The organism is Actinorugispora endophytica (assembly GCF_004363075.1).
Taxonomy (GTDB): Bacteria; Actinomycetota; Actinomycetes; order Streptosporangiales; family Streptosporangiaceae; genus Actinorugispora; species Actinorugispora endophytica.
Genome location: NZ_SNYN01000001.1, coordinates 832,972 through 845,347 on the forward strand (window position 1 = coordinate 832,972; position 12,376 = coordinate 845,347).

At 72.9% G+C, this 12,376-nt stretch carries 14 protein-coding genes and 1 tRNA gene; 9 read left to right on the forward strand and 6 right to left on the reverse strand.

The features are described from left to right. Positions 1-100: 100 nt before the first annotated feature. Positions 101-859 (forward strand): CoA transferase subunit A, encoded by a 759-nt coding sequence (locus EV190_RS04020; RefSeq protein ID WP_133739983.1) that lies wholly within the window; start codon positions 101-103, stop codon positions 857-859. Positions 860-862: 3 nt separating this feature from the next. Further along, positions 863-1,510, forward strand: coding sequence for a CoA transferase subunit B (locus tag EV190_RS04025; RefSeq protein WP_133739984.1), 648 nt, complete (start codon positions 863-865; stop codon positions 1,508-1,510). A gap of 87 nt (positions 1,511-1,597) precedes the next feature. Here EV190_RS04025 and EV190_RS04030 read toward each other — a convergent pair. Further along, positions 1,598-1,687, reverse strand: a tRNA-Ser gene (locus EV190_RS04030). 121 nt (positions 1,688-1,808) lie between these two features. Beyond that, positions 1,809-2,540, reverse strand: coding sequence for a PIG-L deacetylase family protein (locus tag EV190_RS04035; protein ID WP_133739985.1), 732 nt, complete (start codon positions 2,538-2,540; stop codon positions 1,809-1,811). A gap of 145 nt (positions 2,541-2,685) precedes the next feature. On the opposite strand from EV190_RS04035, the gene EV190_RS04040 reads away from it, so the two are divergent. From EV190_RS04040 to EV190_RS04050, 3 genes are all read left to right on the forward strand, one after another. Further along, the gene (locus EV190_RS04040) at positions 2,686-3,141 is read left to right on the forward strand and encodes a DUF4442 domain-containing protein (protein WP_133739986.1); all 456 of its coding nucleotides are present in this window, start codon (positions 2,686-2,688) and stop codon (positions 3,139-3,141) included. Between the two features lie 153 nt (positions 3,142-3,294). Continuing rightward, entirely contained in the window at positions 3,295-4,449 is a 1,155-nt protein-coding gene (gene dnaN / locus EV190_RS04045; protein ID WP_133739987.1) for a DNA polymerase III subunit beta, read from the forward strand. A gap of 166 nt (positions 4,450-4,615) precedes the next feature. Beyond that, positions 4,616-5,608 (forward strand): malate dehydrogenase, encoded by a 993-nt coding sequence (locus EV190_RS04050; protein WP_133739988.1) that lies wholly within the window; start codon positions 4,616-4,618, stop codon positions 5,606-5,608. 46 nt (positions 5,609-5,654) lie between these two features. Here EV190_RS04050 and EV190_RS04055 read toward each other — a convergent pair whose 3' ends face one another. From EV190_RS04055 to EV190_RS04065, 3 genes are all read right to left on the reverse strand, one after another. Beyond that, entirely contained in the window at positions 5,655-6,080 is a 426-nt protein-coding gene (locus EV190_RS04055) for a PPOX class F420-dependent oxidoreductase (RefSeq protein WP_133739989.1), read from the reverse strand. Positions 6,081-6,391: 311 nt separating this feature from the next. Next, positions 6,392-7,198 carry a DUF2786 domain-containing protein gene (locus tag EV190_RS04060; protein WP_133740178.1) on the reverse strand — a complete coding sequence of 269 codons (807 nt, stop codon included), beginning with the start codon at positions 7,196-7,198 and terminating at the stop codon, positions 6,392-6,394. Positions 7,199-7,386: 188 nt separating this feature from the next. Continuing rightward, positions 7,387-7,830 (reverse strand): hypothetical protein, encoded by a 444-nt coding sequence (locus EV190_RS04065; RefSeq protein ID WP_133739990.1) that lies wholly within the window; start codon positions 7,828-7,830, stop codon positions 7,387-7,389. Positions 7,831-8,075: 245 nt separating this feature from the next. Between EV190_RS04065 and EV190_RS04070 the strand changes: the two genes are divergently transcribed. The 4 genes from EV190_RS04070 (at position 8,076) to EV190_RS04085 (ending at position 11,949) form a co-directional block, all read left to right on the forward strand. After that, positions 8,076-8,879 carry a PhzF family phenazine biosynthesis protein gene (locus EV190_RS04070; RefSeq protein ID WP_133739991.1) on the forward strand — a complete coding sequence of 268 codons (804 nt, stop codon included), beginning with the start codon at positions 8,076-8,078 and terminating at the stop codon, positions 8,877-8,879. A gap of 182 nt (positions 8,880-9,061) precedes the next feature. Continuing rightward, the gene (locus EV190_RS04075; RefSeq protein ID WP_341770513.1) at positions 9,062-10,378 is read left to right on the forward strand and encodes a PP2C family protein-serine/threonine phosphatase; all 1,317 of its coding nucleotides are present in this window, start codon (positions 9,062-9,064) and stop codon (positions 10,376-10,378) included. A 113-nt stretch (positions 10,379-10,491) separates the two neighbouring features. After that, the gene (locus EV190_RS04080; protein WP_133739992.1) at positions 10,492-10,800 is read left to right on the forward strand and encodes a type II toxin-antitoxin system VapB family antitoxin; all 309 of its coding nucleotides are present in this window, start codon (positions 10,492-10,494) and stop codon (positions 10,798-10,800) included. Positions 10,801-10,875: 75 nt separating this feature from the next. Further along, entirely contained in the window at positions 10,876-11,949 is a 1,074-nt protein-coding gene (locus EV190_RS04085) for an aminotransferase class V-fold PLP-dependent enzyme (protein WP_133739993.1), read from the forward strand. 48 nt (positions 11,950-11,997) lie between these two features. Here the strand turns inward: EV190_RS04085 and EV190_RS04090 are convergent, their stop codons facing one another. Beyond that, a complete protein-coding gene (locus EV190_RS04090; protein ID WP_208113013.1) occupies positions 11,998-12,285 on the reverse strand; it encodes a GntR family transcriptional regulator in 288 nt (95 codons plus the stop codon). Positions 12,286-12,376: the final 91 nt, after the last annotated feature.

The window sequence follows — 12,376 nt, forward strand, 5'->3', positions numbered from 1 at the left end:
GGGTTTGTGTCCTCCCTGCACATGGCCGCCCGGGTGCCCCAATCCCTAGCGTTCCGCCTGGAAGACGCTGCGCATCCGCGCGAACCCACCGGGAGGACGCTTGCCGCTGAACAAGGTCGTCGACGATCCGGCCGCGGCCGTCGACGTGATCAGGAGCGGGGCATCGGTGGCCGTCGGGGGGTTCGGCCTGTGCGGCACCCCCATGGCGCTCATCGAGGCGCTGCACGCGGGCGGCGCCGACGACCTCAGGATCGTCTCCAACAACTGCGGGGTGGACGACTGGGGGCTGGGCATCCTGCTGCGCGACCGGCGGATCTCCCGCGTCACCGCCTCCTACGTCGGTGAGAACAAGGAGTTCGCCCGGCAGTTCCTGGCCGGGGAACTGGAAGTCGAGCTGTGCCCGCAGGGCACGCTGGCGGAGAGGCTGCGGGCGGGCGGGGCCGGCATCCCCGCCTTCTTCACGCCCACGGGCGCGGGCACCCTCATCGCCGAGGGCGGGCTCCCCTGGCGCTACGACGCCGAGGGGCGGGTCGTCGTGGCCTCCCCGCCCAAGGAGGTCCGCTCCTTCGGCGGGCGCGAGCACGTGCTGGAGGAGTCCGTCACCACCGACGCGGCCCTCGTGCACGCCGCGCGCGGCGACCGCCACGGCAACCTCTGCTTCACCACCGCCGCCCGCAACTTCAACCCCGTGTGCGCCATGGCCGGACGGGTCACCGTCGCCCAGGTCGAGGAGCTGGTCGAGCCCGGTGAGCTCGACCCCGACGAGATCCACCTTCCCGGCGTCTTCGTCGACCGGGTCGTCCCGCTGCGCGGCGCCGCCGAGAAGCGGATCGAGCGCCGAACCGTCAGGAGGAGCTGAGCCATGGCCCTGACCCGTGACCAACTGGCCGCGCGCTGCGCCGCCGAACTGTCCGACGGCGAGTACGTCAACCTCGGGATCGGCCTGCCGACCCTCGTGCCCAACCACGTCCCCGACGGGATCGACGTCGTCCTGCACAGCGAGAACGGGCTCCTCGGAGTGGGACCCTACCCGCTGGAGGGGGAGGAGGACCCGGACCTCATCAACGCGGGCAAGGAGACGGTGACCCTGCGCCCGGGCGCCTCGGTGTTCGACTCGGCGCTGAGCTTCGGGATGATCCGCGGCCGCCACCTCGACGTCGCGGTCCTGGGCGCCATGCAGGTATCGGCGGGCGGCGACCTGGCCAACTGGATGATCCCCGGCAAGATGGTCAAGGGCATGGGCGGTGCGATGGACCTCGTGCACGGCGCCCGCCGCGTCATCGTGCTGATGGAGCACACCGCCAGGGACGGCTCCGCCAAGATCGTCACCGAGTGCTCGCTGCCGCTGACCGGACGCGGCGTGGTCGACCGGATCATCACCGACCTGGCCGTCGTCGACGTCACCGCGGCGGGCCTGGTCCTGGTGGAGACCGCGCTCGGTGTCACCGTCGACGAGGTGCTGGCCGCCACCGACGCCCCTCTCGACACCACCGGGGCACACGCCGCGTAGCGGGGCGTCCGGGGCTCCCGCCGGGGCCGTGACGAGGAGAGGGCCCCGCTCCGGCCGCGGGTCGCGGCGGGGCGGGGCCTCCAGGGGCGGAGGGTGTGGGATTTGAACCCACGAGGCCGGGGTTACCGACCTAGCGCTTTTCAAGAGCGCCGCACTCGGCCGCTATGCGAACCCTCCATGCGGGGCGGATCCCCCGCAAGCAGATGTTAGCCCAACCGGGGCCGCGCCCGGGAAACCCGGCGGCGCGCCCCGGACCGGACGGGGCGCGCCGCCGTCGGGCGGCTCCGGGCCCGCCGGGTCAGCGCGCGAAGAGCTCGAACGCGACCGCGGGACGGCCGCCGAAGGCCGGGGCGGTCGCCTCGGTGCCGCGGTCGAGGAACGCGCGCGCGTAGGCCTCGGGGTCCTCGTCGGTGAGCGCCTCGATGTAGCCGCGGTGCTCCAGCAGGGAGCGCAGCGCGCGTTCCCTGCCCTCGGTGACGTCGACCGCGTGGGTGGGCCGGGGCGAGGCCGCGACGGCGACCCAGCGGACCCCGTCCCAGGGTTCGATCCCCTGGTCGGCGAGTTCGGGGAAGATCCAGCGGTTGCCCGCGTCCGCGGCGGCGTCGATGGCGGCCCGGCCGACCGCCCGGTGGTCGGGGGTGTTCCAGGCGGTGCCGCCCCAGGTGTCGTGGTGGTTGAGGGTGATCACGAGTTCGGGCCGGTGCCGCCGGATCGCCGCGGCGATGTCGCGGCGCAGCGCGGGGCCGTACTCGATCACCCCGTCGCGGTGGTCCAGGAACTCGACGACGGACACGCCGACCTCGGCGGCGCCGGCCAGCTGCTCCCGCTCGCGCAGCGGCGCGGCCTCGGCCGGCGGGACCGTGTCGATCCCCGCCTCCCCCCGGGTGGCCAGCAGGTAGGCGACCTCCCTTCCGCCGCCGGTCCAGGTGGCGACGGCCGCGGCGGCCCCGTACTCCATGTCGTCCGGGTGCGCGACGACGGCCAGGGCGCGCCGCCAGTCGGCGGGCATCGGGGCGAGCTGCTCGGTCATCCGCGTCTCTCCTTCTGTTCCCCGGCGGTCCGCCGAACGCGCCGCCGTCCGGACTCCGATGCTGCCAGGCGGACCGCCCGCGTGTCCGGTCCCCGCCGGGACGGAGGGCTGCCCAAAAAGACTACCGGCAAGTAACATCGATGCCATGACAACCAGTGACGCCGACCTCGTGAAGTCGGGCCTGCTCGCGGCCGTGCCCTTCGCGCGCACCCTCAAGCTGGAGTTCGTGGACCTGTCCGGCGGCAGCGCCGTCCTGCGGCTCCCCGACGACCCCGCCCACCGCAACCACGTCGGCGGTCCGCACGCCGGCGCGATGTTCACCCTGGCGGAGACGGCCTCGGGCGCGATCGTGCTCGGCTCCTTCGGGGACCGGCTCGACCGCGCCGTCCCGCTCGTCGTGAGCGCCGAGGTCAGGTACCGGAAACTGGCCATGGGCCCCGTCGTCGCCGAGGCCCGCCTGGGCCGTCCGCGCGAGGACGTCGTCGCCGAACTCGACGCGGGCGCCCGCCCCGAGTTCCCGGTGGAGGTCGAGATCCGCACCGAGGACGGCGTCCCCACCGGCGCGATGACCGTCGTGTGGACCCTGCGGCCCAACCGCTGACGCCCGCGCCCCGAGGGCCGCCCCGGGGCTCCCGGCCGCAGAAGGGGCGACAAGTTTTCCACAGCCTGTGGACGGCGCATGAGGATTGTCACCCGCCCTGGGTAGGTTCTCCTCGACTCCGGAAAACCGGACGCGCACGACCTGGAGGACCGAGTGAGATTCCGAGCCGACCGCGACGCGTTCGCGGACGCCATCACCTGGACGGCGCGGGCACTGCCGGTACGCCCCGCGGTGCCCGTGCTCGCCGGGATGCGCCTGGACATCACCGACGCCGCGGCGGGCACGCTGGGGCTGTCCGCCTTCGACTACGAGGTCTCCACGCGCGCGTCCGTGGACGTCCAGGTCGAGGAGCCGGGCAGCGTCCTGGTGTCCGGCCGCCTCCTCTCCGAGATCGTCCGGAACCTCCCCCCGTACCCCGTCGAGATGCGCACCGACGGCTCCCGCGCGCTCCTGACGTGCGGAAGCGCCCGTTTCACACTGCTCACCCTCCCCATCGAGGACTACCCCACGCTGCCGTCCATGCCCGACGTCACCGGGTCCCTGCCCGGCGACGTGTTCGCCTCGGCGGTGCGCCAGGTGGCCCCGTCCGCCAGCCGCGACGACACCCTGCCCATGCTCACCGGCGTGAACCTGACCTTCTCCGGCGGCACCGTCTTCCTCGCGGCCACCGACCGCTACCGGATCGCCGTACGCGAGGCGTGGTGGCAGCCGCGGTCCCCGGACGTCGACACCTCCGCGCTGGTCCCCGCGCGCACCCTCTTCGACACCGCGCGCTCGCTCACCTCGGGCGGAAACGTCGACATCGCGCTGTCCGCGGTGGACGGGAGCGGCGCCCGGGCCACCCGGGGGGAGGGCATGATCGGATTCGAGTACGCCGGTCGGCGCACCACCACCCGGCTCATCGACAGCGACTTCATCACGTACGACTCCCGCTTCCCCACCGAGTTCGCGGCCACCGCCGAGGTCCCCGTCGCCCCGCTGGTCGAGGCGGTCAAGCGGGTGGCGCTCGTCGCCGACCGCAGCACCCCGCTGCGGCTCTCCTTCGGCCAGGGCGAGGTCGTCCTGGAGGCGGGCTCCGGCGACGACGCCCAGGCCGCGGAGGCGCTGGACGTCAAGTTCGAGGGGGAGCCCATGCGGATCGCCTTCAGCCCGCAGTACTTCCTCGACGGACTCGGCGGCGTCGAGAGCGAGACCGCCTTCCTCAACTTCACGGCCCCCACCAAACCGGCGGTGATCACCGGGGCCCCCGCCGAGGAGGGCGGCCGACCGAACTACCGCTACCTGGTGATGCCGCTGCGCGTCGCCTGAACCCCCGGGAACCGCGCAACACAACGGTGTCAAACAGGGGGCGGTCCACGGGTCCCGGCGCGCCGGTTGAAAGACTGGGCCGGATACGACTCGGGCGGGCCGGCACGCCGAGCGCCCACAGGCGCGGCGCGGCCCGCGGCAGTTCTAGTGTGACCAGGAGAAAGTAATGGCCAAGGCTCCCGTAAACGTCACTGTCACCGGCGCTGCCGGGCAGATCGGATATGCGCTCCTGTTCCGGATCGCCTCAGGCCAGCTCCTCGGCGCGGACACCCCCGTCAAGCTTCGCCTGCTGGAGATCCCGCAGGCCGTCAAGGCCGCCGAGGGCACCGCGATGGAGCTCGACGACTGCGCCTTCCCGCTGCTGGCCGGCGTCGACATCTTCGACGACGCCCGCCAGGCGTTCGACGGTGTCAACGTCGCCCTGCTCGTGGGCGCCCGCCCCCGCACCAAGGGAATGGAGCGCGGTGACCTGCTCGAGGCCAACGGCGGCATCTTCGGCCCGCAGGGCGAGGCGATCAACGCCGGGGCAGCCGACGACGTGCGCGTTCTGGTCGTGGGCAACCCCGCGAACACCAACGCCCTGATCGCCCAGGCGCACGCCCCCGACGTTCCCGCCGAGCGCTTCACCGCGATGACCCGGCTGGACCACAACCGGGCGCTGTCCCAGCTCGCGGGCAAGCTCGACGCCACCGTGAACGACGTCAAGAAGCTCACCATCTGGGGCAACCACTCCGCGACGCAGTACCCCGACATCTTCCACGCCGAGGTCAGGGGCGAGAACGCCGCCAAGGCCGTCGGCGACGAGGCGTGGCTGCGCGACACCTTCATCCCGACCGTCGCCAAGCGCGGCGCGGCGATCATCGAGGCCCGCGGGGCGTCGTCGGCGGCCTCCGCCGCGAACGCCGCCATCGACCACGTCCACGACTGGGTGAACGGCACCCCCGAGGGTGACTGGACCTCCGCCGCGATCCCCTCGGACGGCTCCTACGGGGTCCCCGAGGGCATCATCTCCTCGTTCCCCGTGGTGTCCCGCAACGGCTCCTGGGAGATCGTCCAGGGCCTGGAGGTCAACGAGTTCTCCCGCGAGCGCATCGACGCCTCCGTGCGGGAGCTCCAGGAGGAGCGCGAGGCCGTCCGCGGGCTCGGCCTGATCAAGTAGCGGCACGCGGCCTTTCCGCGAAGCACGCGCGAGCAGCGGGGGCTGGTCAGTCGGGCCAGCCCTCGCTGCTCTCCACCTCGTCGTCGCCGACGATCCGCAGTTCGTAGTGGAGCGGCCGGTACCGCAGCAGCCGGTCCGACAGGGGCATCGCCCAGCGTCGCAGCATCGGGTGCCGGCGTTCCAGCATGCGCGCGGCCCGGACCGCCTTCTCCCCTTCGAGCAGGCGCACCTCGCCGCGCAGCGGCTTCCCGGTCGGTTCTCCCCGGAACGTGCAGGTACGCAGGTCGACCAGCGGGTGGGCGGCGACGCGCGCGGCCGTGCCCGATTCCCTGCCGGCGCGGAAGAGCAGGCTGTCACCGTCCAGCACGATGCTCACCGGCGTGTCCACCGCGGTCGTGCCGTCGCGGTGGTACGTGGTCAACAGGGCGGTCTTGTAGTGCCTGAACTCTTTGAGGAGAGTGGCCGCGGACATCCTCGTCCTCCTCTGAACCGATACGCCGTCGGCTGCTTCCTTCCCCGATTCCGTGATTCGAGTCACTTTCGACCGGGCCGGTATCGGCACACCACCGGCAGAGGAGAGAACGGCCGATCCGCCGGAGTCGCTTTGTCCACAGATTTCCACAGGCTTATCCACAGACTTCGAATACCGGGAAAACCCCATTTTCACCCGTGCCGTCCGTTTTCCCTGGTGATCTTGACCTTTTCGGGGTCTCAGCCATGGCTGAGACCCCGAAAAGGTCAAGATCACCAGGGAAAACGGACACGAACCCCAGACGCGGGAAGCTAGTCCCCCTCGGCCAGTGAGTTCGAGTTCCCCCGGCCCACCGCCGTCTCCATGCCCAGTTCGGCGCGGCGGCCGCGAAGGTAGCCCGCCCGGTATCCGGCCCGGTGGTGGGTGCGTTCGGGACGGGTGGGACGCAGTTGCGGGAAGCGGCGCTCGAAGTCCTCCTGGACGCGGTCCACGTCCTCGCGCAGCACCAGTTCGGCGCCGCTCTTCGGGCTCTCCGACGCCGAGGCCGACCCGCTCCCCGCGCCGCCCGAGGAGTCCTCGGCCAGTCGGGCCCGGAACTCGCGGATGCGTTCGGCGACCGCGGAACCGTAGGCGCGGATGAAGGACCGGTAGAACCGGCTGCGTTCGGTGGCCAGCGCCGACCGGTCGTAGTTGCGCAGCTCCCGCAGACCTGTGACGTGCTCGCGCGCGGTGAACCGGGCGGACGCCTCCATCTGCATGGTGATGGACGGCAGCAGCACGCGCAGCGAGTCGAGCGCGGTGACCGTCCCCACGATGATCAGTGTCCGGTCGGTGTTCGCCGAGGTGTTGCCCCGCACGGCCGACTGGCAGCCGTAGGCCGAGGCGATCGCCGCCAGCGACTTGACCCTGGCCTTGCCGTGCCCCCCGACACCGGAGACCGGGAAGTCCAGCCGGGTGATGTCCTCGGCCGCCTCGCCGCGCTGCGCCCGCGCCTCGGCCTCGGCGATCGCGTGCCGGGTCATGAGTTCGGCGGCCTTGGCCGTGAACGCCTGGCTCTCGGCGTCGGTGACCGCGGGGTCCTCCGCCATCCGGAGAAGTCCGCGGACCCGCTCGATCATCTTGTTCCGGGCGTCGTTCCCGGTACGTCCCTGCGCGTCAGACGCCATCGGCGAAGCTCCGCTCACGCCGTCGGACCGTGGTCATGGACCCGCTCCGGGGCGGGGCGCCCGGAGCGGTCGGTGTGTTCTGCTCTGCTGTGCGGTGCGTGGTCATTCCTCCATGATCGGGCCGGGAAGCCCCCGGCCTGTCATCGCTTGTTCCCCGCCACCATGCCCATGATGCCGAGGATCACCCAGATTACGGCCGCGGTGCCGATTCCGGCGGCGATCGCCCCGAACAGTCCGCCGATCAGCGAACCGCCCAGCGCCGAGAGGACGAAGGAGACCAGCGCGGTCCCGGCTCCGCCCACCATGGCCGGGGCCGCGGCGAACCGCCACGGGTACTGCCCGGCGTACCGGCGGGCCCGGCGGTCCCCCTTGCCGCCGAGGATGGCGACGCCGCCGCCGACCATGGCGAAGAAGAAGATCGCGGTGGTGGCCCCGCTGCTCAGCATGGAGAGCGGGCCGTTGCCGAGGTTGAGCAGCAGGGAGGCCGCTCCGGCGACGGCCCCGGCGGCCACCGAGGTGCCCCAGGGCCAGATCATCGTCGCCGAGGCGACGGGAGTGAATGCGTTGCCGCGCTCCAGCGTCATGTCTGCTCCAAGTCCGTAGTGAGCGGTCCGGGCCGTACGGCCCGGCCATCCTCTCCCAGCATGTCCCGACGAGGTCTCCGGCGCATCGGGGCCTCTACCCTGACTTACCCCTGAGCCTCCCTCCGGGCACCCGGGACGCCCGGGAAAAGTCAGCGGCGCCGCTGCGACTCGTCCACTCCAACGAACGGCGGCGGCCGGAAGTGCCCGTTCACACCCCTTCGGAGGGACCTCCTAGCCTGGACCTCATGCACCGCTTCCGCGTCGTGGACGCCTTCACCGACCGCCCCTTCCGCGGCAACCCCGCCGCGGTCCTGGTTCTCGACCAGCCCTACGACGACGGCTGGGCCCAGCGGGTGGCCGCCGAGTTCAACCTCTCCGAGACCGCCTTCGTCCGCCCCGCCGACGGCCCCGGCGCCGACTACGAACTTCGCTGGTTCACCCCGGTCGCCGAGGTGGACCTGTGCGGACACGCCACCCTGGCGGCCGCCCACGCGCTGCGCGCGGACGGGCTCTCGGGCCCCTTCCGCTTCGGCAGCCGCAGCGGCGTGCTCACCGTGGCCGAGCGGGACGGCGTGCTTTGGCTGGACTTCCCCGCCAACCCGCCGCACGACCACGAGGTCCCCGGCGGCCTCGGCGACGCGCTCGGCGGCACCCCGGTCTGGACGGGGTACAGCGAGGTGGGCGACTACTTCGTGGAGTACCCCGACGAGGCGGCCGTCCGCGGGCTCGCCCCCGACTTCGGCGCGCTCCGCCGACTCCCCGGGCGCGGGGTGATCGTGACCGCCGTCGCGGACCCGGGCAGTCCGTACGACTTCGTGTCCCGGCTGTTCGCGCCCAACCTCGGCATCGACGAGGACCCCGTGACCGGGAGCGCCCACACCGCCCTCGCCCCCTACTGGGCGGACCGCCTGGGCCGCACCACCCTCACCGCCTTCCAGTGCTCCGCGCGCGGCGGCCGCCTCGTCCTGGAGCTGCCCGCCGACGCTCCCGACCGGGTCCTGATCGGCGGAACCGCGGTGACCGTCAGCGAGGGGACCCTGCACGCCTGACCGGTCCCGGTCGCCGCGCGGCGGCCGCCGGGGTCCGGAACCCACTTCGACCCGCAGGTGTCGGACCGGTCCTCGCGGTTATGTTCGTCCGGAAGGGGTCGGCGTCGCCGGGGCCGGCCGTGGTGCTTTCGGCGAGTCCGGTGGATGACAGGGCGCTACCGGCCGGGGGGCGGGATCCGATCGTGGACGAGCACGGTGGTGGGCACGAACGGCTGCTGGGCGACCTGCTCGACGCCAGCCACACGCTGTCGATGGAGCAGCTTCCCGGCACGGTGGCCGGGCGCGCGGCCCGCGCGGGGCTGCACGACACCCTGATCTACCTGGCCGACGTCCGGCAGGAGGTGGTCCGGCTGCTGACCGGGAGCGGGCCGGGCGCGAAACTGCGGGCGGACGGGGAACCGGCGGAGCTGCGCATCGACGGCACCCTTCCGGGGCGGGCCTTCCAGACCGGGCAGGTCCTCTCCGTCACGGGCGCGGGCGGCGGCGGCCGGTACCGGTGGTGGACCCCCCTGCTGGACGGAACCGAGCGCATCGGGGTGCTGCGGGCGGACACCGACACGGCCGACGAGCGGACGCGGACACTGCTGTGGCGGTTGGCGTCCCTGGTCGCGCTGCTGGTGGTGAGCAAGCGGCCGCACAGCGACTCCGGCGCCCGCCTGGTCCGCACCCGGCCGATGACGGTGGCCGCGGAGATGCAGTGGAACCTGATGCCGCCCCAGACCTTCTCCAACGACGAGGTCACCATCAGCGCCTCCCTCGAACCGGCATACGAGGTCAGCGGGGACGCCTTCGACTACGGGCTGACCGGCGGGGTCGTGCACCTGGCCGTCTTCGACGCCATGGGGCACGACACGGCCGCCGGGCTGACCGCCAACCTCGCGGTGGCCGCCTGCCGCAACCACCGCCGCCAGGGCGCCGGCCTGGACACCCTCGGGGAGAGGATCGAGCAGACCCTGCTCTCCCAGTTCGGGCACGACCGCTTCGTCACCGCGGTCCTGGCCGAACTGGACACCCGGACCGGCGTGTTCTGCTGGGCCAACCACGGCCACCACCTCCCCGTCCTCATCCGCGGCGGCCGTTGGGCCACCGACCTCGCCTGCCGGCCGGGCCACCCCCTCGGCTCCGATCTCGGCCTGCGGACCACCCTGTGCCAGGAGCGGCTCCAGCCCGGCGACCGCGTCGTGCTGTACACCGACGGCATCCTCGAGGCCCGCGACAGCCTCGGCCGGGAGTTCGGCCTGGAGCGGTTCACCGACTTCCTGATCCGCCACCACACGGACGACCTGCCCGTCCCCGAGACCCTGCGCCGCCTCTCCCGCAGGGTGATGGCCTACCACCACGGAAGCCTCCAGGACGACGCCACCGTGCTGCTGACGCAGTGGCACGGCCCCGGCCAGGCCCCCTCCGGGGCCGCCTCGGACGGTCTCGGCAGAACCGGTTCGTGGCGGCAGCTGCGGGGCCGACCGGAAACGGCCCCCCGGCCTCCCCTCCGGCCCTGACCCGGCGGAACCTCCCCGCCGACCCGGCCCCTCCCCCCGGACCCCTGTAATCCCTGCTCAGTCGGTAAAATCCGGCGGCCCCGCCGTCCCCGTCCCCGCCTACCATTGGCCTCATGGTCTTCAAGCGGGTCGGCAACGGCCGCCCCTACCCCGATCACGGCCTGTCCTCAGGAGAGTGGGCGCGGATAGCGCCGTGCCAGGTCCGGCTCGACGAGCTCGTCACCACCAAGGCGACCCTCGACCTGGAGCACCTGCTCGCCAGGGACTCCACCTTCTTCGGCGACCTCTTCCCGCACGTGGTGCGGTGGGAGGGCGAGCTCTACCTGGAGGACGGCCTGCACCGGGCCCTGCGCACCGCCCTCCAGCAGCGCGGCACGATGGCGGCCCGGGTGTTCGAGACGCCCCGCTGGTTCCCCGGGTGACCGCGGCCCCGCCCCGGCCGGCCGGCCGAAGACGCCCGGCGTGTCCCCCGCCCCCCGCGGGAGAGAATCCCGTCCATGGACACCACCGCTCCGGCCCTCCTGCCCGCCTCGGTCCGCGACGAGTTCACCCGCGACACCGTCTTCCTGAACACCGCCACCTACGGGCTGCCGCCGCGCGCGGCCACCGAGGCCGTGCACGCCGTCGAGCGCGACCGCGTGTCGGGAACGCTCTCCATGTCCGCGGCCGACGAGGTCGTGGCGCGCTCCCGCGCGGCCTTCTCCCGGCTCGTCGGCGTACCCGAGGCGCGGGTGGCGGTCGGCTCGCAGACGTCCCAGTTCGTCGGCCTGGTCGCCGCCTCCCTCCCCTCGGGCGCGACCGTCCTGGTCGCCGAGGGCGACTTCACCTCGCTGCTCTTCCCCTTCCTGGTCGCCGCCGAACGCGGCGTCCGGGTGCGGTCCGTACCGCTGGAGCGGATCGCCGACGAGGTCGACGGGACCGTCGACCTCGTCGCGGTCTCGGCCGCGCAGTCGGCCGACGGGCGCGTCGCCCCGGTCGATGACCTGATGGCGGCCGCCTCCGCGCACGGCGCCCGGGTGCTGCTGGACACGACCCAGTCCTCGGGCTGGCTGCCCGTTCCCGCCGACCGGGTCGACTACCTGGTCTGCGCCGGCTACAAGTGGCTGCTCGGTCCCCGGGGCACCTGCTTCCTCGCCGGGACCGAGGAGGCCCTCGACGCCCTGACTCCCCTGGCGGCCAACTGGTACGCGGGCGAGGACGTGTGGACCTCCATCTACGGGGCCCCGCTGCGGCTGTCGTCCGACGCGCGCCGCTTCGACCTGGCCCCCGTCTGGCCCGCGTGGACCGGGCAGGCCCCGGCCCTGGAGTTCCTGGCCGACATCGGCGAGGCCGCGATCGGCGCCCACGACCGCGCGCTGGCCGACCGCTTCCGCGCCGGACTGGGCCTGCCCCCGGGCGACTCGGCGATCGTGAGCCTGGCCGTCGACGAGGGGGCCGCCGAGGCCCTGGCCGGGCACCGGGTGGCCGCGGCGGTCCGCGCGGGCCGCCTGCGCTGCGCCTTCCACGTCTGCAACGACACCGCCGACGTGGACCGCGCCGTCGAGGCGGTCAGCGGACACCTGCTCCGGTAGCCCGCACCGCGACGCGCGAGGGCGCTCCCTCGACCGCCGGGGCCGCCCTCATGCGTCGGGAGTCTTCTCCTCGGCTCTCTCCTTGACGAACGAGCCCATGCCCGGCGTCGTGGTGATGAGCCCTTCTGATCGGAGCGCTCCCGTGGCCTTCCGCACCGTCACGCGGGCCACGCCGAATTCCTGCTCAAGCCGCACTTCCGAGATGAGGTGGCGCGGCGGATACTCACCGGACTCGATGCGATCCCGGATCACGTCGGCTATCTGCACCCATTTGGGGCGCGTCGGATCGTACTCCATCACCTTCTGGACTGTACGTACCAGCGTCCCGCCGGTCATAGAGGCTCCTACGAGCCCACAGGGGTAGACAGGTATAGATATGCTCAAGTAGATTCCCATGCGAGACCCCCGCGACGGTTGCAGCCGTCCG